The organism is Alphaproteobacteria bacterium (assembly GCA_033762625.1).
In the GTDB taxonomy this organism is placed as follows: domain Bacteria; phylum Pseudomonadota; class Alphaproteobacteria; order UBA9219; family RGZA01; genus RGZA01.
Window position 1 is genome coordinate 118,983 of sequence record JANRLI010000016.1, and the last position, 22,516, is coordinate 141,498.

Here is a 22,516-nt window from a genome sequence, read left to right on the forward strand (position 1 = left end):
GAGTATGAATTCAATTCGCCCCTCCATTGCCTTGTATCAGCCCGATATGCCGCAGAATTGCGGGGCAATCATGCGGCTTTGCGCATGTTTTGGCGTGCCGTTGCACCTTATCGAACCCTTTGGCTTTGTATGGGATGACGCAAAGGTTAAACGCGTGGCGATGGATTATATTAATTTTGTGAACATGACCCGCCACAAGGATTGGGACGCGTTTCTTAACGCCAGCAAAGGCCAACGCTTGGTGCTCCTGACTACAAAATCCTCCGCGCCCTATACCGAGTTTAAATTCGAACCATCGGACATCCTGCTTCTGGGCCGCGAAAGCGCAGGTGTGCCTGATGACGTGCATGCCATCGCCGATGCCCGCGTGGTTATCCCGTTGCAAAAAGGCCTGCGTTCTTTAAATGTAGGCATGTCCGCCGCGATTGTACTTAGCGAAGCCTTACGACAAACGAGAAATATGTAATGGAAACGTCCCGCATCCAACCCATCACCGCTGCTGTGCATACCTTCCCAACACAGGAACAAAAAGAACGCGCCGCCGCATGGTTTAAAGAATTGCGTGATAGGATCTGCGCTGAATTAGAAAAGATTGAAGCAGAATATGCTTCTTCCGCCCGAGCGGTTGTTCCATCGCCAGATGGAACAGAGCGAATGGCGAATGAACCAGCGCGCTTTATTAAAAAATCATGGGAACGTGAAACGCCTGATAATCTTCCGGGCGGCGGCGGGGTTATGGGTCAATTACGTGGCCGCGTCTTTGAAAAGGGCGGCGTGAATATTTCCACAACCTATGGGCATTTCTCGCCGGAATTCCGCAAACAAATTCCAGGCGCCGCCGAAACCGGCGCATTCTGGGCCAGTGGCATCAGCCTTGTGCTGCATCCCACCAACCCGCATGTGCCGCCCGTGCATATGAATACCCGCCACATCGTCACCACACGCGGCTGGTTTGGCGGCGGCTCCGATTTAAATCCGAACATCCCGAATGATGCGGATACCACGGCGTTCCATGCACGGCTGAAACACGCATGCGATGCACATTCACCCGATTATTATGAAAAATATAAAGCATGGGCGGATGAATATTTCTTCAACAAACACCGCAACGAACCGCGCGGCGTGGGCGGCATTTTCTACGATTATCACGATAGCGGCAATTGGGATGCGGATTTCAAATTCACGCAGGATGTAGGGTTGGCGTTTCTGGATATTTATCCAAAACTGGTGCGCCGCCACATGTATGATGCGTTTACACCCGAAGATAAACAGCAGCAAAGCATCCGGCGCGGAAGGTATGTGGAATTTAATCTGGTTTATGACCGCGGCACAAAATTTGGCCTGATGACCGGCGGTAACACCGAAGCCATTTTGATGAGCCTGCCGCCCGACGCGAAGTGGATTTAATTACTTAAAACTTTTTTCGTATAAATCCGTGCGGCGATCGCGGAAAAAACCCCAATCCGCGCGGTAGCTTTCAATCAACTTCAAATCGAATTCCTGAACCAGAACACCGGTTTCGGTCTTGCCGAATTCCTTCACCAGAGTTCCTGCGTTATCAGCAATGAATGAATGCCCGTAAAAGTGTTGTTTTACGCCATCATTATCTTCAAGGCCAATGCGGTTGGATGCAATGACCGGTACGGCATTGCTCACTGCGTGGCCCTGCATCGCGCGTTGCCATGGCGCATGCGTATCCAATGCTGCATCATAGGGTTCTGAACCGATGGCGGTTGGATAGAATAATAATTCTGCGCCCTGCACCATCATCGCGCGTGCGCATTCGGGGTACCATTGGTCCCAGCAAATGCCAACGCCAATGGTAGCGAATTTTGTTTTCCATGCTTTAAATCCGGTATCGCCCGGGCGGAAATAATATTTCTCCATATATCCGGGGCCATCGGGGATATGGCTTTTGCGGTAAACACCCAAAATGCTGCCATCCGCATCGGCGATTGCCACGCTGTTGTAATAACGCGGGCCATCTTTTTCGAAGAATGAAATAGGAATAACGACTTTTAATTCTGCTGCCAATTTTGCCAGCGCGACGACGCATGGATGTTCGTTTGCGGCGAATGCCGTTTCAAACCATTTGGGATTTTGCTGCGTGCAGAAATAAATTCCCTGAAACAGCTCAGATGGCAAAATAATCTGCGCGCCTTGTTTGGCAGCTTCACGTACCAGTTTTTCAGTGGCCGCGATATTGGCGCGCATATCATTGCCATACTGCGTTTGCAATGCTGCGACAGTTACCTTGCTCATAACGGCTCCTGCTGGGTGATGCAATGGAACGAACCACCGCCCGACCCATCGCTGCCCAATAATCCCTTGGACGATACGCCAATCACTTTACGGGTTGGGAACATTTTTTGCAATTCTTGAAGCGCTGCTGCTTCAGTCTGCGTACCATAAACAGGTACAACCACCACGCCATTGCCGATGATGAAGTTCATATGGGATGCAGGTGAAATTTCGCCCAGCTTATCGTAATAAAGCCCGGGGCTTGGAATGCGGATCACCTCCAGCTTCTTGCCCAACGCATCGGTTGCGTTCTCCAATGTTCTGGCAATATGGTTCAATGTTTCGGCATTGGGGTCATTATCGCCAACTGGCGCTTGGCATACTACGCGCCCCGGCGCAACAAACCGCGCAATATTATCGATATGCCCATCGGTATGGTCGTTCAATAACCCCTCATCAATCCAGATGATTTTTTTTGCGCCAAGCGCACGCGCCAATTCGGTTTCTGCTTGCTGTTTGGTCCAGCCATTGCGGTTGGGGTTCAAAATCGTTTGCGCGGTGGTAAGCACGGTGCCCTGCCCGTCGTGATCGACTGCGCCGCCTTCCAATACAAAATCAAAATGCGCCGCTGGTTTATTGGCTAATTCTGCAATACGATCACCTACTGTTGCATCATCGGGCAAATCATATTTACCGCCCCAGCTATTGGTTTTAAAGCGCAATGCAATTTGCCCAGCGCCGCTTTGTGCAAAAATTGGCCCCGTATCACGCAACCATATATCGCCATATTTGGCTGGAATTAATTCCGCAACATCGCCAATTTTTTCGCGCGCGCTGTTCATCGCGTCTTCACCGCCCATGGATGTATTCACCAGCACACGCACCTTGTTCGTGGGCGCAAGCGCATGAACCATCGCAGCAACGTCTGCGCGCGGCGACGCTAAATCACCGTTCCATTCATCATGGTTTGCTGGCCATGCGGTCCATATGGCGCGCTGCGGCGCCCATTCGGCAGGGATGAGTGGTAGTGGCTTCATCATCATTCAAATGCTTAGATGGTTAACGAATGCCGGAAAACTAGAAGGTAATTAGTTGCTGTGCAATCGTGTATTTTATACCTATGACACAAGGATTTCCTAAACATATCAGGGAACTGGCACAGCGCTGCGCAGGCCGCGTTAACGAGGTGGATGTATTCAATCATCCGGAAGGTGACACGCTTTTTACCGATGCCGCTGGCAAAACCCACGCCATCACCTTGCACACCAAAAACGTGTTATGTATCGAAGAAGCGTTTAACGAAGTCATGGCCGCATCATGGGCCAGTATTATCGGCGCGCCGCTGGCGCCTGTTATGTTCGATTACCGCAAAAGCGATGACAAACTGCGCCGCGATAAAAACGGCTATGGCAGCTTCATTACATCAGTGCAGGTTCACAAGCACGCGCTACGCGCTGAAACCGTTCTGGAATATGCGCAGGCGCGCGAAAAAGGTAAGCCATACAAAATACATTCATATGATGGCACGATGTGGCGATCACTGGCGCATGAAGAGGAAATTCCGCCTCTTTTGGATATGGAACGCGCCATCTTCCACCACGCCATTACGCCGATTAGCGAAGCAGTGACCATTATGGAGTGGCTGGGCAGCGGCGATTTAAATCCCAGCAACCAGATGATGGATATCCGCAAAGTCCTGCAGATGATACGCGATGATACCTTCAACCCGTACAACAATCTTGGATTTTATATCTGTGATTTTGCCAATGGTGTCATGGATGTCGAGGATGTGCGAAAAGGAATTCCATCGCATATCGACCCGTGCATGCCGTCCTATGCACTTATCAGCGTTGTTGAAACCTATCCCAGCTTGAAGGCCGCCGAACGAAAACTGGTGCGCATCACGGGTAAAAAGGATTGGTCAGACATTAATGAAGATTATCCCGAAACGCTCTTATCCCATGTCTTTGCTCCGCATCTTGATTTCAAGGCCATGCATAAAATCATGGCGCATATCGGGGCACTCGATGATGCAACCATCCGCGCGGAAATGACGCGACTTGCAGATACGATGGCAAAGGTTATTACCGATGAAGATGTTGTGGGGCGCCTGAAAGCCTATGCAAGGTACATGGCGGATGCGCTTATCCTGCGCCGCGATATTCTGCCGCAAATCCTTGAGAGCCAGCTGGTGCATGAAGAGGCGCCGCATGCGCGCACCAATAACCCCTTTGAAGTCTTTCAGGATTTAGTGGGCGAAGAAGCGGCACGTCTGCGCGAAGAAAAGCGCATGAAGAACATACCCAAAGCCAAGCGCCCAAAACCCGCACAAAAGCCCAAGCCAAAACAAGGCCGCCGCAATGAAACGTAATGTGCGATTTAAAGTTGTGCCTAGGCTCGAGAGGCTTAGAATGCCACCAGCGTTGCGGGAATTTCCGCTGTTTCATCGCCTGACTGTGAGGCAGCATCGTCCTGCCAGAAGCCCGGTGTCTGTAACATCGGCATATCGCGCACCACAACGGGTTTGGCGTCTGCGCCAAATCCATTGAAGCCCGATTGCAGCGCGGCGGCATACCCACCGGTCTGACCGAATTCCAGATAATCGCCTTCTTCAATATCCGCAGGCAGAACCAATTGCGTTTTCAGCACATCAATGCTGTCGCAGGTTGGGCCAAACACGGTGAAGCGTGCGGTCTTGTGGCTGAGCGACCCATTGGCGCTTTCAGCGGTGCGGTGGACGCGAACCGGATAGGCCAGTTTGCTATAACCGGCATCGAACAACGCGCCATAGAACCCGTCATTGATGTACAACCGATTACCCTTGCGCAGCTCAACCTTCACCAGCAATGAACCGGATTCTTGAACCAGCGCGCGGCCGGGTTCGCACCATAATTTGGTCTTCTTGGGAAGGTTCAGGCTTTCAAACGCTTCTTTAATGCTGTGCATATAGCCGTGCATATCTGGCGGCACAAGGCCGGGGAATGCCACAGGGAAGCCGCCGCCCACATCGATGATGTCGGGGTTTACTTTTGCCATGCGGATCACTTCACCCACTTGCGCCATGGCTGCAGCATACGCTTTGCTATGCATGGTTTGCTGGCCGACATGGAATGCGATGCCCAAACGCTGCGAAACCTTGCGCGCCTGCTGCAATAATTCTGCGGCTAAACGATTATCCGCGCCGAACTTGCCATCAAGGCTGTGAAAGGCATGGCCGTTCGACACAGCAAGACGCACCACAATACCCAGATCCTTGGCGCCTTGTGTTTCTTCTAAAAGCTTGAACAATTCCTGCGCGCTATCCACCACGAAATCGCGCACACCGTAATTGAAATACGATTTGCGGATCGCCTCGCGCGATTTGACGGGATGCATGAAGTGCAGCTTCGCTTTCGGGCATAGGCTGGCAACCAGCTCCACTTCCGCCAAGCTTGCAACGTCAAAATGGCGAATGCCCGATGCCCACAATTCTTTGATGACCGCAGGGGATGGGTTGGCTTTTACCGCATATAAAACGGTACCTGGGAAATTGCGGATAAACCATTGTGCCGCGCCGCGCAGAACATGCGTGCGCAAAAAGTGCACAGGGTTCGATGGGCGGGTTTCTGCAATATAATGCGCAGCATCGCTGTAAACCTGCGGGCGGTTTGCCGAAGGGCGTGCTTTAAGCGCAAGGTTTTTGGATGCACTGCGTGGACGCGCGTGGTGGCTTACCGCCTGCGCGCTGTCTTGGGTTTCGAGATCTGAAAGTGCATACGCGTTTTGAGCCGGGCCCGAAGACCCCGGAGGTTCTTGTACTTCTTCAATCAATGACGGGGTGTTCTTGCCCATACATCTCTCCATTAATCAGATATCTGGGATAAGGCTCCAGACCACCAACCAACAATGAGACGCGTCGTTACATAAACACCGATGGGCCAGGGGTTCGTGCGCGTTCACGTGACATGTATCACGATGATGGAAAGATTCAATAAGTTTTTTAGTTTGCAGCCCAAAAACTGTGGGAAATTTCCAGCAGTGTTGCGTTGCTGATACTAAGCGACGCTGCGAATCTTAACGCTGCGCTTACGCAAGCATGCGCGCCGCGCGCCGAAGTACGCGCGCGCACAAAAACAAAAAATGCAGATTCATTGGCATTTGCGTAATTTTTTTGTTGGCCAGCCCGCGCAAAGCAACGCAAAACTGCCGCGCATAAATCTTAAAATCGCCGGCAGCCGTTAAGCATCCGGCAAACGACGGCGAAAAAGAAAAAACCCGCCTCAGCAGGAGCCAAGGCGGGTTTTGAAACGTCAAACCGTTAAGGGTTAGGCAGCTTTACCGCCTTTGACCACTGTTGGCTTCGCCTTCTTGTCGGCTTCGGCATTGCCAATCGCTTCATGGGCAGCAAGCGCCGCCATGGTCACGATTTCCGACACGGTTGCGCCCATGCCCACGATTTGTGCGGGGCGCTTCAGGCCTTGCAGCAATGGGCCAATCATATTGCCATCGCGGCTATTGACCATTTTCTGCATCAGCTTGGTTGCGATATTGGCAGCTTGCAAGCTTGGCATAATCAGCACGTTCGCAGGGCCAGTTAAACGGCAGAACGGATAGAGGCGCTTCATCAAATCATGATCCAGCGCAACGTCCGGTGCCATTTCACCTTCATACTCAAAGCTCACTTCATGGTCATCCAGTTTGGCCACAACTTCACGCATGAAGTTGGCGCGTTCATCATTCATCTGCTGACCAAAGGTCGAATAGGAAATGAGCGCCACGCGTGGCTGATGGCCCATTTGTTCCGCGAACTCTGCTGCGCGGATTGCAATTTCCGCATGACGGTCAGGATTGGTGGATGGGTTCACGGCAGTGTCCGCGAGGAAAATGGTGCGGCCAGCCGAAATGCTCATCGACAAACCGAATGCGCTGTATTGCGTGCGCGCATCAATCGCCTTGCGGATATCTTCATAGCACACATTAAAGTTACGCGACAAACCGGTCACCATGGCATCGGCTTCACCGTGGGCAACCATGCAGGCTGCGAACACGTTGCGTTGCTGGTTCACCATGCGCTGGCAATCGCGTTCCAGCAAGCCGCGGCGCTGCAAGCGCTTGAACAGATATTCGGTGAACCGCTTATTGTGCTGCGATACACGGGAATTGTGAATCTCAATTCCCTTCATATCGGCAAGGCCAAGCATGCCGATTTTTTCTTTCACCACTTCTTCACGCGCAATCAAAATCGGCGTGCCGTAACCGGCATCGCGGAATGAAATCGCTGCGCGGATCATGCGTTCTTCTTCACCTTCGGCAAAGACAACACGCTGCGGATTATTGCGAACTCTTGTAAAGATGAGCTCCATGGTATCCGCTGTGGGGTCAAGGCGGGCGCGCAATGCCGAACGGAATGCTTTTTCATCGGTAATGGGTTTACGGGCAACGCCGCTTTCCACCGCTGCCTTGGCAACTGCGGTTGGAATTTCCACAATCAAACGCGGATCGAAGGGCACAGGAATGATATAGTCAGGGCCATAACGCAGACGGCGACCATAGGCTGCATCCACTTCATCGGGCACGTCTTCACGGGCGAGTGCCGCAAGTGCTTTTGCCGCTGCAATCTTCATTTGATCATTGATGGTGCGCGCACGAACATCCAATGCGCCGCGGAAGATATAAGGGAAGCCCAAGACGTTATTAATCTGGTTCGGGTAATCCGAACGGCCAGTAGCGATGATCGCATCGGGGCGAACTTCACGTGCCAGCTCAGGGCGGATTTCAGGGTTGGGGTTGGCCATCGCGAAAATCGCGGGGTTCTTGGCCATCGCCTTGACCATTTCCGGTGTCACGCAATTCGCAACCGATAACCCCCAGAATACGTCAGCGCCGCGCAACGCATCAGCCAAGGTTCTGTCCTTGGTATTTGCAGCATGGGCCGATTTCCACTGGTTCATATCTTCGGTGCGGCCTTTGTAAATCACGCCTTTGGTATCGCACATAATCACGTTGTCATGCGGCAAGCCCATGGTCTTGATCAGCTCAACGCAGGCAATCGCCGCCGCGCCCGCACCGTTGACAACCAGCTTAATGTCTTTGATGTTTTTACCGGTGATATCCAGCGCGCTCACCAAACCCGCTGCTGAAATAATCGCCGTGCCATGTTGGTCATCGTGGAATACGGGAATGTCCATCAGCTCGCGCAAACGCTGCTCGATCATGAAGCATTCGGGCGATTTGATATCTTCCAGATTGATACCGCCAAAAGATGGACCAAGGTATTTTACTGCATTGATAAATTCTTCGGGATCTTCGGTGTTGATTTCCAAATCGATACTGTCCACATCGGCAAAGCGTTTGAACAATACGCTTTTGCCTTCCATCACAGGCTTACTCGCCAGCGCGCCAAGGTTACCCAGACCCAGAACAGCCGTACCATTCGAAATAACCGCAACCATGTTGCCCCGCGCCGTATAGTCATAGGCCTTATCGGGATTCTTGTGAATTTCAAGGCACGGCGCCGCGACACCCGGCGAATAGGCCAGCGACAAATCGCGCTGGGTTTTCATTGGCTTGGTTGGCACGATTTCCAGTTTTCCCGGACGGCCCGACGCGTGCATGATGAGCGCTTCTTCATCAAGGCTGTGGTTGGACTGTTCGGGGTTGATGTCGTTGTTCTTAGCCATGGGTTTTTCCTACTAATTTGGGGTGATATGTTTTCCACGATTAGCGCACGGAATCCAAGTGTTTTATTAGGATTACGGCGAAATTATTTCTTGCGGTGCAATAAGCATGCAGCCCTATTGGGTTATTTCAGCCATACGAAAACAGAAGTGACCATGATTGCGCCCTTAAAACCTATGCGGCGAGTTTTAAAATGCTGCGCAAATGTGCTTCCACGCGCGGGCGTAAATCCGGCGCTGGCGGCGTTGCAGTATCATTTAATGTCTTGAGCGATGCATCTTCGGTTGATGTTTTAAGCCACCATGCCCATTCGCGGATGTTTTGCGCAAGCCAGTTTGAATTGCTCATGATGTCAATCTTGTGCAGCTTATGCATCTCCGGCGTCAAATCGGCAACCGTATCAAGTCCGATGAGCGCATCCAGCGCGCCCGATGTTTCCAGCTTGGCGATATTCAGCATCTTGGTATCGGGGTTCACCGCCGATACCACATGGGTCACAAAGCCGATAACCGTTTTTACGCCTGCGACCTTGGCTGCTTCGGCTGCGCCCTTGAATGTGCCACCGCTATCAGTCATGTCATCGACAAAGAACATGATTTTACCGGGCAAGATATCCTTATGGCTGATATCTTTTACTTCGCTGGTGCCATTTGGGTCACGGCGCTTATCCACGGTTGGAATATCCGGGCTGATATCAATGCCGTAATTTTCTTTAAGTTGCCGGCGCAATTGTGTGGCACGGCCAATCGCACCTCTGTCCACTGCGCCAATCAGAATATCCGCAGGATTGACCTTATTATCCTTCACCAGTTTGGCGATTTTCGCCGCGATCAACGCGGTTGAATAAATCGGGTCCACATGGGTTTCACGGCCCAATCCTTGAATGGCGGCTTGGTGTAAATCCTGCGTTAAAATGCAATTCGGGCGAAAGACGTTTAATAATTTGCCGATCAACGCCGCCGAAATCGGCACGCGGCGGTTATCGGTGCGTTCCTGACGCGCATAATGCCAAAGCGGCAATACCACATTGATAAAGGCTGCGCCGCGCTGGCGTAAATTGTAAATCATCGCGGCTGTTTCCAGCACCGCTTGGTTCGGGTTACCTGCGCTGGATGCCAGCGCAATCACGTTTGTGCCAGCAAGACTGCTCTTGCGGCGCCAATCCACCACCTGCATACCATCCAGCTCGGCAGAAATTTCGCCTGCCAGCTTTTTGGCGGAATGACCACGCGCAATCACGTTGCGCTCCCCTGGCTCCAATGGAATTTTTGGAAATTTGATACGCTCGAAATTTACTTTTTGTCCTTTATGATCACGAATGGTTGTCACTTCATGGAACATCTTGATGAAGAACGCAAACATCGCTTCGGTAATCGGGCTATCCTTGATAGCCTTGCTATTGAATTTGATCAGTTCATCCGGCAGGAATACGGCGATTTTCTTTGCGCCATGGCGGTGCAGCGCATCAAGGGTGATCAGCGTTTCCATCATGTCATCATAGATATTGCCGCTGTTGGGCGCGAAATAGGTGATGTCACGGCCACGGATGTTCTGTTTGATTTCCAGCTTGATCTCGCCGTTGGAGAATTTGCCAACATCACGATGTTCTATCAGCTCAAGGCGGTGGCTGGCCGCAAACGCTCTGCCAACTTCTTCTACACCTTTTGAACCGAAAAATACCGCTGCGGCGCGAAATTCGGAAACGATATCGCTTGAACTAATATCACTCATCCTAATGACCTGAAAACCTTGCTTTAATTCTTAAAAAATGTGCTCTGTTCTAACATGCGGCGCTTGAAAGCAAAATGCCTTTATCGCCACGATTTCACGGCATTTACAGCATTAACCATACTTTTAAATACCCCTATTGCGGTTGTGGGCGCAGACCCTTTATGCCAACTGCCAACCCATCCAATCCCATCATACGCGAAATTTCAAGCCCGCTATGATCCTGCTTGGTGTCAAAGATAAACAATTTCGCCGGCGATTTATCATAGGATACCGCCGTTGATAGCCCTTGCTTTGCTGCCTTATCTTCCAGTTCCCCGACATTAATTCCACCCGTCACGCCAAGTGCGATGAAGCGCGAAAAAATCTGCATGGCATCGTGGCGGTTTTTCAACGCTTCCTTGAAGCGGTCATTGAATAAATTGTCATTCTGATAGGTGTGTTGTAATGCCATCAGCATTTCAGTTCTAACCGAAAACCCGTCTGGCGAATGATCACGTATTGCTCCTGTATCAACAATCACAACCTTGCCCTTATGAACACCCACATTATCCGCGCGCACTTCTTCCCAGTAATACCGGCCTTGCGCATATAAAATAAGCCCCGCCAATACAGCGTTTTCAATAGGGTCATGCACATAATCAAATTCAGGCTCGCCGACAATTGCAGCGCGCGGCAGCATTTCATACACACCGCCAATGCGGGCATCGATATTCCCGCTTGCTTCGACAGGTAGGAATAATGGATTATTTTTTACGTCATCCACAGTGACCATGTAGTGCTCAATATCCATGAAGCTGAGCCGCACCACTTTTGCCGGATGGTCATCGCCAACTTTATCGCCGCGCACAACCAATGTGTAGTTACCGGCACCCTGCCGTCCCCAATTGGTCAGGCCCAGATGCGCCAGTGATTGTTCAAGAATGGTGATCGGGTGACGTTCATCGCCATCGGGGATGCCGGTAATTTCCGCTGCTGCCATTTTCGCATTCAGATGCGAAACATATTGGCACAGCGTATAATTCATATTGGAATGTATGTTTTTGAAAATATCTGCAAACGCCATTCACTAACCCTTGAAATACCGGGTTATTTTAACATGCTTTCGTGAAACTAAAGCCGATTGGAAGCTGGCTTATTAACCATAGAACCGCCACAGCTACTGCATCGTATTCGCTTTGGGGTTCGTTTTATTGGGCGGCTTTGCGCTGGCTGCTGCTGCATCGGGCGCTGGCGCGGCGGCGGGCGCGGCATCGGCGGCAGGTTCGGTTGGGGTTACTTCCGCCGCGGGTTCATTTATTTTTTGCCCTTCGCAGCTATCCTTGATCAAGCTGCGGGTCGTGGTTCCTTTGGGGCACATGGTCTTTTCATACATAATCACATCGCCGGCAGTGCCTGCGGGGTAGCCCATCATCTCGCACGGATAGGCGCGGTTGTTTTCATATGGCACACAAAAATTCTGCAAGGTCACGGGTGTCCATTGCTCATGCGTGCAATTCACCGTGAAGCTGACATACAGCACATCGCCATTGCTGGCGGGGTTTTCATCGCCTTCGGCCACGGGCGTTGGGGTTGCGGCGGTGGGTTCATCGTTCGAACACATCCAGCGCGCAGAAAAATCCTTGATGCCGTCAACCGTAAAAGCTGTGTTGTCATCATCGCGGGAAATCGGCAAGCTTAAGGGCGCGCCATTGCTGCTCAGCATCGCATCGCCGCCGCCAATTTTCATTTTCTCATCAATAATCTGTTCGGCGGGGTTGGCGCCTTGGCCAAGGCTGGCGGTTGAAACCACTTGCTGCAACGTCCATCTGCCTACGCAGGGCGATGTGGGTTCCGGAATATCACGAACGGTCAGCGTGCGCGGCACACAGCATCCCGCAACCTTCATAATCCCCGGCACCAGCTTGTTAAAGGTAAGCCATTCATCTTCGGTGCCAAACGGCACCAGCACATCTTGCGAAGGCGAACGGTTATCGACATAACGGCAAACATTGTGCACCCAAATCGGTTGCTTGCTTTTAATCGTGCCGCGATCAATTCGGGCAATCATGAAGCCCTTCATCAGCAGCGCATTATTTTCCGGCGCGGCATCGCAGGATTGAAAGGTCTGCCCATCCACCGCCTTGGTTTTATCAACGATGCAAATTCGGGTATTCAGCGGCGGGCCGGGCTGCACAGCAAATTGCGGGTCTTGCGCCAAAGCGGGAGACACACCAAACAGCAAGGTCAGGAAAAAAATACCGGTAAACCGCATAAGCTCACAAAGCAGGAGTGAAAGATTAGCCCAAAGACTAACCTACTCACCTACTTCTTGCAATTCTGTTGGTCGAAGTTGAAATCGCGGTCGGTTTCAATTACCTGATTGATGAAGGTTTGCTTGCCGGTGCAGTAATCAACGACCGCATCATAGGTACCGCGCTTTACCTTCACGGTCTGACCCGCAAGGATGGTGTAAAGCTCGCTGCCCGTGGTCTGGCCGGGTTTATACAAACGCAAGGTCGGCTTGCAGGAATTTTCGGTTACGTTCTTGACGATGCTTTCCATCGCAGCCGTAATCTGGTCTTGCGAATTGGCTGGCGAGAAGCTGTTCATCGCCTTGAAGAAGGCTTCGGCTTCCGCATCCTGGCCTTCGCCGTAACGGATACCATACACTTCGATACCCTTGGCGCGCAGCTGCTGCACGGCAAAGGCCGCATTACCAAAACAGGTTTCATAGCCATCCGACAACACCAGCATCACGCGGCGCTTGCTCTTGTCCTGGAAGAAATCGGCGGTGTAACGCAGCGTCGTATCCAGCGGCGTGTTGTTGGTTGCAAAGGTGGAGCTGACGGCTGCGTTGATTTGCGTTGCATTAGCAGCCAGAGGTCCATACAGCTTGCCATAGGTGCAATTTTCCTTCGATGGATCGTTCAGCACATTGGAATAGCCATCGCCGCCAATCACCGTAACCGTCACAGGAATATCGCTGCGCGGAACAAGATATTTGCCAACCAATGAACGCAATGCGTTTTGCGCGCCGCCCAGCAATTGATCCATCGATCCCGAAGCATCCAGCACAATCGCCAATTCAACGCTCTTGCTTTGCTGGGTGCAAATCGCGCCGTTGAAGGTAAGGCCGGCGGATTCAATGCAGCTTCCGGTTTCTTTCACCTGCCATGCGCCGCAATTCACCACCGGCTGTGTGGTTTCAATACCGGTTTGCTTATTGGTGACTTTGATTGTTGCTGGGCACGAAAACTCAACCGAATAATCGCCGCTGGTTGCAAAGTTATATACATCTTTCGGGTCATCGGAAACGCGCACATCGGGCAGCGTGTATTCATTGCCGCAAGGGTCTTGCTTGATGCCGCCTTCGCAGCCCACAATAATCCGCACATCCGGCGGGGTGTTGTTGGTATCAGCAAATGCGAGCCATTCGGTCGCGGTGTTCATCGGTACAAAGTAACCCTGATCACCGTCATTATCGAGATAGGCGCAAACCTTCAACCCGTTCTTATAGGTTGCTTTCAGCATATCCTTGCCTGCGCCATGGCATGACCATGTCGAAACACACAAATCGGTGCCAAGTACTTTTCCTTGCGGGCAAAGTGATGGAATAACGCCGGTTGGAAAATTGCATCTACCTTGCACGTGGAAATAATCACTGGCCTTGCCCGAGAACTGCAAGCTGTCATCGGCAACAGGCGCTGCGAAAGCTGGAGCGCTCATGATAAAAAACGCTGCCAAAATTGCAGCAACCCAATTTCTAATCGCCAATTTTTTTACCAGCATATGAGGCCTATCCGGATTCGTAATTAATTCAGGCTAGTGTAATTGATATGCAGGATAAAGGTCAAACTACGTAATCATTTCAGCGTAGCGATTTTGCCCCTGATTTGTGGCATTTATGCGTAGCATTGCAGTAACAAACCATTAATGAATCTTAATTCAAAACTCGGAAGCTGGCATTTTCACAGCGTTCTAGAAACTTAAAGCTTCTCGACCGTCACATTTTTATTAGTGTAAATGCAAATATCGGCTGCGATATCGAGCGCTTTGCGCGCAATCGCCTCGGCGTTCATGTCCTTGTTGTCAATCAATGCACGCGCAGCCGCCAATGCAAACGACCCACCCGACCCAATGCCAATAATCCCGTCTTGCGGCTCCAGTACATCGCCCATGCCTGTCAAAATCAGTGACACGTCTTTATCCGCCACCGCCATCATCGCTTCAAGGCGGCGCAAATATCGGTCAGTGCGCCAGTCCTTGGCCATCTCAACGCATGCTCTGGTCAATTGCCCCGGATGTTTTTCCAATTTGCCTTCAAGCCGTTCGAACAACGCAAATGCATCGGCGGTTGCGCCGGCAAAGCCGGCAATCACATCGCCCTTTGCACCAAGGCGGCGCACTTTGCGTGCATTACTTTTCATCACGGTGGCACCAACGGTGACTTGTCCGTCTCCGGCGATCACCACGTCACCACCTTTGCGGATGGCGATGATGGTTGTGCCATGCCAATTGGGATTATGTGCGGGGTTCTTATCTTCACTCATGGATATACAAATAGTGCGTCTTGCAGCGTTTGGCTAGATATCACTTCACCGAATTGCTGTTTCTTTTTTGGCTGTTTTTTCCTATCATCACGCAATGAAACTGAATATCTGGAAGCTCGAAACCCTATCACCATCTGAAAAAGCGCGTTTATTACGGCGCAGTGAAACCGCTATTGAACACGTGATGGATGCCGTCAAACCCATCATCGAAGATGTGCGCGTGCGCGGGGATGCGGCGCTCATCGACTATGCCAAAAAATTCGATAAAGCCGAACTTAAAGGCAGCCTCAAAGCCACCGATGCCGATTTTGAACGCGCCTATCAATCCCTTCCCGCAGAACTGATTAGCGCCATCAAAACCTGCGCGGGAAATGTGACAAAGCATCACCAGCAGCAAATGGCGCGGGTTGAAAAGGAATGGATGGAAGAAGTTGCGCCCGGCGTTTATGGCGGCGAAAAAGTTACCGCCATTGACAGTGTTGGCATTTACGTGCCGCGCGGTAAGGGCGCTTTTCCGTCCATGATGTACATGCTGTGCGCCCCTGCAAAAATTGCGGGCGTTAAGACCATTGCGGTGGTCACGCCGCCAACGCCAAACGGCGATTTTGATGCAGCATCGCTTGTTGCTGCTGATGTTTGCGGTGTACGCGATATTTATAAAGCGGGCGGCGCGCAGGCCATAGCCGCGCTTGCCTATGGTACCGCCACCATCCCCAAAGTTGCCAAGGTCGAAGGGCCCGGAAGCCCTTATGTGGCAGCGGCCAAACGTCTTTTATCTTCGGTCATCGATCCCGGCATGCCCGCAGGTCCATCCGAAGCGATTGTGCTGGCCGATGACACCGCCAATGCGTGGAACACCGCATTGGATATGATGAATGAAGCCGAACATGGCGATGACAGCGCATGCCTGCTGGTCACCGATTCCGAAAAATTTGCCGCTGATGTTGCAGCATGTTTGCCAAAAGTTTTGGAAGCGCTTCCCGAACAACGCCGGAAATATTGCGAGACCGGTTTTTCAACATTCGGCGGCATCATGATTTGCAAGGACATGGATGCAGCGATTGATTTCTGCAATGAATATGCGGTTGAACATTTGCTGATTAAGACGAAAAACCCGGAACAGATTTTACCGCGCATCACCAATGCGGGTGAAATCCTGCTCGGCGAAACCACGCCATCCGTTCTTGGCAATTTTGGCATCGGCATCAATGCGGTATTACCAACGGGCGGCGCAGCGCGCACCCATTCCTGCACATCGGTCTGGTCATTTTTAAAACGCTCCAGCCTTTCTTATGTGACCGCAGCGGGCTACCAATCCTTGAAAAAGCCGGTTGAGATTTTGGCGGAATATGAAGGCTTTGTTGGCCATGCGCATGTCACGCAAAAACGCGATGAAACGGCGTTTAAGCCTGTAACCATTGCGCTTAACAAGAAATAACCGCGCTCTATTACAATCTGAAATATCAAATTCATTGCGTGCATAGTGATGTTCCTTTAATTTCATCACTTATTATCAAAGATTATGAATAAATAGTAACAAAACGTCATTGCGAGCCCCTTTAGGGGCGTGGCAATCCAGCAAACACAACACTGGATTGCTTCGTCGGCCTAGCCTCCTCGCAATGACGAAGCAGACACAAAGTTTCTGGAGTTTTTATGAAGTGGTTTGAGAAATTAGTCCGTCCCGATTTATTGTCCATTCCCGTCTATTCCTCGGCGATTGTGGAAGCGGGCGGCTATGTTCCGCCCATTAAAATCGATGCGAATGAAAGCCCGTGGCCACCCTTTGGCGCGGTAAGCAAGCTTGTCAAATCCAACCGTTATATCGAAGACCAGCAACCCCCCGAACTCTTGCAACGCCTTGCGGTGCAATGGAACGTAACGCCCGATGAAATCATGCTCGGCCGTGGCAGCGATGAAGGGATTGATTTGCTCATCCGCCTTTTGTGCAATCAGGGCAAGGATAGCATTATCATCTGCCCGCCAACTTTTGCGATGTATGAGCATTCGGCAAAACTGCAAGGCGCGGAAGTCATCAAGGTCCCTCTTAATACCAAATGGCAACTTGATGTAGCGGGAATTACCAAAGCTATTCAACCAACCACCAAACTGGTTTTCTTCCCGTCGCCCCATGCGCCGATGGGTCATTTGATGAACCGCGCGGATATTCTGGCTCTGCTTAAGGCCACAGCCGAAAAAGTTCTAGTGGTGGTGGATGAAGCCTATATCGCCTTTTCCGATGACCCGTCAGGCTTGATTGCGGAATTAAAAAATCACAGCAATCTTGTTATCCTGCGCACACTTTCAAAAGCCTATGCGCTGGCGGGCGAACGCATTGGCGGTGTGCTTGCGCATCCTGATATTATTGCAAAGCTACGCAGCATTCTTGCGCCCTACCCCTTGCCGCAATCTTCCGTTCGTGCGGCACTGGATGCGTTAAGTCCCAACGGTTTGGTCGATGGCGCGGAGCACCGCCGGATCTTGGTTGCCGAACGCAAGCGGCTCGAAAAACTGCTGCCCAAATCGAAATTTGTCGAAAGCATTTTCCCGAGCGATGCGAATTTCCTGCTGGTCAAGGTGAACGATCCAGCGGAAGTTTTAAATACATTAAAACGCGCGGGTATTCTTGCGCGTAACCGCTCCAGCGCCATTCCCAATACCATCCGTTTCTCGGTTTCAACGCCGGAAGAAAATGATCTGGTCTTGCGCGCCATGGGCGTTGAGCTAACACCGCAAACCAAAGGCGCGATGCCACGCCTTTATTCATCATCGCGCGGTACCAAAGAAACGCAGATTGATGTAACCGTGAATCTGGATAAGCCGGATTTTCTTTCCATCCATACCGGCATCGGCTTTTTCGACCACATGCTCTCGCAGCTCGCATCGCATGGCGGGTTTGGCCTTGCGCTGCACTGCAATGGCGATTTGCATATCGACCAGCATCACACCATCGAGGATTGCGCATTGGCATTGGGCGAAGCACTTAAGCAAGCGCTGGGCGATAAGCGCGGCATTGCGCGCTTTGGCTTTACCGCCCCGCTGGATGAAGCGCTGGCCCAGGCAACCGTTGATTTATCGGGCCGTCCATTCGCAATGTTTAACGGCAAGTTTCCTGCCGAACAAATCGGCGGGATGAGCGCGGAAATGATCCCGCATTTTTTCCAATCCTTGGCGGTTGCCATGGCCTGCGCTATTCACATTACGGTGACTGGCGATAACGCGCATCACATGGCGGAAGCTTCGTTCAAAGCAACGGGCAGAGCACTGCGTCAGGCATTCCAGCCCAGCGGTAGCGCCGCCATCCCATCAACCAAGGGCGTATTGTAAAAACTGTTTGGATTGGCTTATTTGGGTGCGGCGGGCTTATAAATTTTACTTACATCCGTCTCTGGCAACGAGCCACGGTTCAAGATTACAGAGCCAGCATCTTTAATCCCGCCCACAACGGTCATGACCGTGCCTATGACTGCCGAACCGACCGCGCGACCATAGCTGGATTCAAGACTCTCATTTGTTATACGTTTTCCAATATCATATCCCACCGCCGTACTCGAAACCCGCGGGTTAGTCAGCGTCCGGAAGTATTGCAAAAACGCTTCACTCGGATTTGGTAATTCATTCGATGAACCAGCCATGCACCATCCTTAAAAAATGCCCAGAGCCTAATTTAGCCTCGAGCTTTTGATATACAGTTAAAGAACATGGTTAAGGTTGGTTTACTGTTGTAAAAATCGCTCTGAAAACCGCTTTTTTATACTCGAAACTATTGTTTTGATTGCTGACCTCCTCTGCCATGTTAAATTTCATTATGTATTTTTTAAGAGGAATTTAATGGACGACTTTTTTAAACGTGCCGCAGAGCAATTTCATCTTCGCGCCCACTCCCTTGATAACATAGAGGTTTTCGGGGACAATCTTCTAAAGCATCTACGCACGGGTCAATCTTCGCCGGCTTTTGAAAGTCAATTAGGGTCTTTTTTTCCAGATCATTATGGCCCGCATGCAACCCAACGCGGTTTCGCACCGGACGCAAAAATGGGAATTTTATTGACGATTGCAGCATATCGTCTTGCCCATGACACGCGCCCGGATGCCGCACCAACTGGTTTTGCGATTAATGTTCTCAAAAACTCTGTATCCTATTTTGCCGATTGCGGTGATATCCGCCAAATCGAAATATGGGGTAAACTCCATTCCGCACTCTCACGCATTCCGGATATGAGTGATAGCGCACGCACCCTTGCATTCAATGCCGCAATTCCGCAACGCATCACCGAACGTAACATGCCTTTTTTGAAAGAAGCGGCTGAACGCTGGGGCGAAGCCCTAGACCGCTGGATACATGGCGGCGATCAAGAAGGATATGAAACCCGCCTGAAAACGGGTGGTCCAAATGCCGCTCGTCGTGCACTTGGTCATCTCGATCAACTTAATGCGCCTGCTGATTTTCCATTACGCATCGTGGCAGCCAACCGCATTGCATCTTATAAAGCTGGCGAAATTCCAACTCCTCCGGTCGAACGCCCCGGCTATTTAGCTGCGTTCGTTGGCCTACTTAAAAGAGCTGCTTCACTTGGGCGCGCTTAACGGCTAGCAATACGGTTTGAAATAAATTTCTTCCCAGAGGGTTTATGCTCATTACCGTTATCGACTATGGCTCCGGCAATTTGCGTTCGGCGACCAAGGCGTTTGAAAAAGCCGCGGCGGACGCATCTGATATTCGGGGCAATGTTCGCGTCATCCTCACCAATAAAGCAGAAGATGTTTTAAAAGCCGACCGCATTGTATTACCGGGCCAAGGCGCATTTGCCGATTGCATGAAGGGGTTATCATCCGTTCCCGGCATGATCGAAGCCTTGAACGAAGCGGTGATTAAAAAAGCCAAACCGTTTTTCGGCATTTGCGTGGGCATGCAATTATTGGCAACGCGTGGGTTGGAACATGGTACGCATGCGGGGCTGAACTGGCTTTCGGGTGAAGTGCGCAAATTACCCATCAACAATCCGGATTTAAAAATCCCGCATATGGGCTGGAACACCATCACCCCATCCAAACCAAACCACCCGCTACTCAAAGATCTGCCCACAAACCCTTACGTCTATTTCGTGCATTCTTATGCGTTATTTTTAGAAGATAAAAATCACGAACTTGCCGCGTGTAACTACGGCGGCAGTTTCACCGCCGCCGTTGTCAAAAACAATATTGCCGGCACACAATTCCACCCTGAAAAGAGCCAGAAAATCGGCCAGCAATTGGTACGCAATTTTATTAACTGGTCGCCCTAAATTAGAAAAAAGTAAAAAAAAGAGTTACTAGTTTTTTTGTAACCTTTTATTTGTACTTCGTTTTTTGCATTGCGAGATAATGCACATCCTTGAAAGTAATTATGGGACTTCACCATCTAGGCAAGGCCTTTTTGGCTTGTTAGCGTCAAGCCTCTTTCAAACCAACGCTGCCGGATTTTTGTAATAATTTTTTATTCAAAGTTTAAAGCAGATATTTAATACGGAGTATTACTATGAGCGCACGCCCCGATAATGATGACGATGTAGAACCACAATCCTACGCTCCTTCAAAATCACAAATTGATCCAACCATCGCGGAGGTTGCCGCACAAAACGAAGCGGTAAGAACATCACTCATCGGGTTCAATACGCTGGGTCATTTTCCATCAACTGGCGTGAACGCTTTCGCTAAAATGGAAGGCCGCATTCTGCATGCAATCGCCAATGCATCACGCGAAGATGTGATCATTCAAATTGCGCCGCCCGTCAACGACATCGCCAATACTAACAAAGTGCTGCTACGTCGTGGCAATTATAATTCGCTGGAAGTCTATGCAGTGGTTTCAGAAAACATCAATCTGGTACGCGCATTCAAAGAACAGGTGCTGCCAGCAGTTGCCGAAAGCTTCCCGGGCGTGACCCATATTTCGATCACGGGTTACAACACCGGCGCATTCAACTTCCTTGCCAAACATCTGGCTGCCGATGTTGACAGCGTTCCAGCAGCTGATGGTCTTATCCGTTCCTTTGGTATTCCAGTACCCGGCGCGCAACCGCTTGCGCCAAAACCCCAAGCCAAAGGCATAGAAGCCCCTGCACTTACTGGCGCAAAATAATACCGCTTATTTAAGGTATTAATCGCATTACTAAACCGCCCTGGGCTCAATCCTTGGGCGGTTTTTTATTTTTTAATTGGCGAAAACAGCGGAAAATGCTCTAACCCTCCAACGAAACACCTTTTTTAAAAGTCTGTGCCATGATTTTATTCCCAGCGATTGATTTAAAAGACGGCGAATGCGTTCGCCTTGTACGCGGCGACATGCAACAAGCCGTTGTATTCAACGCAGATCCGGCAGCGCAGGCGAAGGAATTCGAAAGTCTGGGCTTTGAATGGCTCCACCTTGTTGATTTAAACGGGGCGTTTGAAGGCAAGCCGATTAACGCCAGCGCGGTTGAAGCGGTGTTGAAAACCGTGAACATGCCGGTGCAGCTGGGCGGCGGTATCCGTAACATGGATACGATCGAGCTGTGGTTGAGCAAAGGCGTGACCCGCGTGATTTTGGGAACCGCCGCCTTGCAAAATCCTGACCTCGTGAAGGACGCCTGCAAAAAATTCCCCGGCAAAATCGCGGTGGGCATCGATGCACGCGAAGGGTATGTCGCGGTGCAGGGCTGGGCGGAAGCAACCCGCGTCAAGGCATTAGACCTTGCATTGAAATTCGAAGATTGCGGCGTTGCCGCCATTATCTATACCGACATCAACCGCGATGGCGCGCTGCAAGGCGTGAATGTGGAAGGCACCGCGAATTTAGCGCAACACCTTACCACCCCCGTCATTGCATCGGGCGGCGTTTCAACCATGCAGGATTTGATCGAGTTGAAGGAAGAAGAAGAAACCGGCATTTGCGGCGTTATTGCCGGCCGCGCGATTTACGATGGCCGCATTCAAATTGCTGAAGCGCTGGCATTATTGAAAAAAGCCGCTTAAAATTACGGTCGAAGTGATGGTGCTGTATTAAAACGCTTTAATGCTTCGCTAATCGCATCAACCATATCGGTTCTATTTTCGTCTCTATATATCTGCATAATATCGCTGAGCGCGCCGCGCATATTTATTCCTGGCGCGGTAACAAGTCCCATCGATTTACCTTTCCCATCAAATTCATAAACCTGAGCGCCACCATATATCTCACGCATCTGAGTTTGTATTGATCTAAATTCTGGATTATTGCGGTCAGGATAAAATGCAATATCGGCGGGTGATTTTGTACTGCCATCAGGGTTAGTTTCTGTGCGGTCTTCATCAATACGATAAAGCGGTTTATGTGGTGTGATTGTGTTTAACACAGCAGG

Annotated in this window: 20 protein-coding genes; 9 read left to right on the plus strand and 11 right to left on the minus strand. The window is 50.9% G+C overall.

Annotated elements, in window-relative coordinates:
• Window positions 1-4: 4 nt before the first annotated feature.
• Both SFW65_08210 and hemF read left to right on the plus strand, forming a co-directional pair.
• On the plus strand, window positions 5-466 hold the full coding sequence (locus SFW65_08210; protein MDX1923094.1) for a tRNA (cytidine(34)-2'-O)-methyltransferase: 462 nt from the start codon (window positions 5-7) through the stop codon (window positions 464-466).
• Entirely contained in the window at window positions 466-1,407 is a 942-nt protein-coding gene (hemF, locus tag SFW65_08215; GenBank protein MDX1923095.1) for an oxygen-dependent coproporphyrinogen oxidase, read from the plus strand. The genes SFW65_08210 and hemF overlap by 1 nt, the downstream gene beginning before the upstream one ends.
• On the opposite strand, the gene aguB is transcribed toward hemF, so the two are convergent.
• Window positions 1,408-2,262 (minus strand): N-carbamoylputrescine amidase, encoded by an 855-nt coding sequence (gene aguB, locus SFW65_08220; protein ID MDX1923096.1) that lies wholly within the window; start codon window positions 2,260-2,262, stop codon window positions 1,408-1,410.
• Complete coding sequence (locus SFW65_08225) at window positions 2,259-3,284, minus strand: agmatine deiminase family protein (protein MDX1923097.1); 1,026 nt, start codon at window positions 3,282-3,284, stop codon at window positions 2,259-2,261. Before SFW65_08225 ends, aguB begins: the two co-directional genes overlap by 4 nt.
• A 77-nt stretch (window positions 3,285-3,361) precedes the next feature.
• Here SFW65_08225 and SFW65_08230 point away from each other — a divergent pair, with 77 nt between their 5' ends.
• Complete coding sequence (locus SFW65_08230; GenBank protein ID MDX1923098.1) at window positions 3,362-4,612, plus strand: hypothetical protein; 1,251 nt, start codon at window positions 3,362-3,364, stop codon at window positions 4,610-4,612.
• A 35-nt stretch (window positions 4,613-4,647) separates the two neighbouring features.
• Here SFW65_08230 and SFW65_08235 read toward each other — a convergent pair whose 3' ends face one another.
• The 7 genes from SFW65_08235 to hslV form a co-directional block, all read right to left on the minus strand.
• Window positions 4,648-6,072 carry a type III PLP-dependent enzyme gene (locus tag SFW65_08235; GenBank protein MDX1923099.1) on the minus strand — a complete coding sequence of 475 codons (1,425 nt, stop codon included), beginning with the start codon at window positions 6,070-6,072 and terminating at the stop codon, window positions 4,648-4,650.
• 473 nt (window positions 6,073-6,545) lie between these two features.
• On the minus strand, window positions 6,546-8,900 hold the full coding sequence (locus SFW65_08240) for an NADP-dependent malic enzyme (GenBank protein MDX1923100.1): 2,355 nt from the start codon (window positions 8,898-8,900) through the stop codon (window positions 6,546-6,548).
• Window positions 8,901-9,072: 172 nt separating this feature from the next.
• The gene (gene prs / locus SFW65_08245; GenBank protein ID MDX1923101.1) at window positions 9,073-10,629 is read right to left on the minus strand and encodes a ribose-phosphate diphosphokinase; all 1,557 of its coding nucleotides are present in this window, start codon (window positions 10,627-10,629) and stop codon (window positions 9,073-9,075) included.
• 133 nt (window positions 10,630-10,762) lie between these two features.
• Entirely contained in the window at window positions 10,763-11,692 is a 930-nt protein-coding gene (locus SFW65_08250) for a hypothetical protein (protein ID MDX1923102.1), read from the minus strand.
• A gap of 93 nt (window positions 11,693-11,785) precedes the next feature.
• Window positions 11,786-12,880, minus strand: coding sequence for a hypothetical protein (locus SFW65_08255; protein MDX1923103.1), 1,095 nt, complete (start codon window positions 12,878-12,880; stop codon window positions 11,786-11,788).
• 50 nt (window positions 12,881-12,930) lie between these two features.
• Window positions 12,931-14,334, minus strand: a complete 1,404-nt coding sequence (locus tag SFW65_08260; GenBank protein ID MDX1923104.1) for a vWA domain-containing protein — start codon at window positions 14,332-14,334, stop codon at window positions 12,931-12,933.
• 260 nt (window positions 14,335-14,594) lie between these two features.
• Complete coding sequence (hslV, locus tag SFW65_08265; protein MDX1923105.1) at window positions 14,595-15,158, minus strand: ATP-dependent protease subunit HslV; 564 nt, start codon at window positions 15,156-15,158, stop codon at window positions 14,595-14,597.
• Window positions 15,159-15,252: 94 nt separating this feature from the next.
• Here hslV and hisD point away from each other — a divergent pair, with 94 nt between their 5' ends.
• Window positions 15,253-16,596, plus strand: coding sequence for a histidinol dehydrogenase (gene hisD / locus SFW65_08270; protein MDX1923106.1), 1,344 nt, complete (start codon window positions 15,253-15,255; stop codon window positions 16,594-16,596).
• Window positions 16,597-16,814: 218 nt separating this feature from the next.
• The gene (gene hisC, locus SFW65_08275) at window positions 16,815-18,485 is read left to right on the plus strand and encodes a histidinol-phosphate transaminase (GenBank protein ID MDX1923107.1); all 1,671 of its coding nucleotides are present in this window, start codon (window positions 16,815-16,817) and stop codon (window positions 18,483-18,485) included.
• Window positions 18,486-18,502: 17 nt separating this feature from the next.
• Here the strand turns inward: hisC and SFW65_08280 are convergent, their stop codons facing one another.
• On the minus strand, window positions 18,503-18,793 hold the full coding sequence (locus SFW65_08280) for a hypothetical protein (GenBank protein MDX1923108.1): 291 nt from the start codon (window positions 18,791-18,793) through the stop codon (window positions 18,503-18,505).
• A gap of 400 nt (window positions 18,794-19,193) precedes the next feature.
• On the opposite strand from SFW65_08280, the gene SFW65_08285 reads away from it, so the two are divergent.
• The 4 genes from SFW65_08285 (at window position 19,194) to hisA (ending at window position 22,151) form a co-directional block, all read left to right on the plus strand.
• A complete protein-coding gene (locus tag SFW65_08285; GenBank protein MDX1923109.1) occupies window positions 19,194-19,745 on the plus strand; it encodes a hypothetical protein in 552 nt (183 codons plus the stop codon).
• Between the two features lie 44 nt (window positions 19,746-19,789).
• Complete coding sequence (hisH, locus tag SFW65_08290) at window positions 19,790-20,443, plus strand: imidazole glycerol phosphate synthase subunit HisH (protein ID MDX1923110.1); 654 nt, start codon at window positions 19,790-19,792, stop codon at window positions 20,441-20,443.
• A gap of 233 nt (window positions 20,444-20,676) precedes the next feature.
• Complete coding sequence (locus SFW65_08295; GenBank protein ID MDX1923111.1) at window positions 20,677-21,279, plus strand: hypothetical protein; 603 nt, start codon at window positions 20,677-20,679, stop codon at window positions 21,277-21,279.
• A gap of 140 nt (window positions 21,280-21,419) precedes the next feature.
• Window positions 21,420-22,151, plus strand: coding sequence for a 1-(5-phosphoribosyl)-5-[(5-phosphoribosylamino)methylideneamino]imidazole-4-carboxamide isomerase (hisA, locus tag SFW65_08300; GenBank protein ID MDX1923112.1), 732 nt, complete (start codon window positions 21,420-21,422; stop codon window positions 22,149-22,151).
• 2 nt (window positions 22,152-22,153) lie between these two features.
• On the opposite strand, the gene SFW65_08305 is transcribed toward hisA, so the two are convergent.
• Window positions 22,154-22,510 carry a hypothetical protein gene (locus SFW65_08305; protein ID MDX1923113.1) on the minus strand — a complete coding sequence of 119 codons (357 nt, stop codon included), beginning with the start codon at window positions 22,508-22,510 and terminating at the stop codon, window positions 22,154-22,156.
• Window positions 22,511-22,516: the final 6 nt, after the last annotated feature.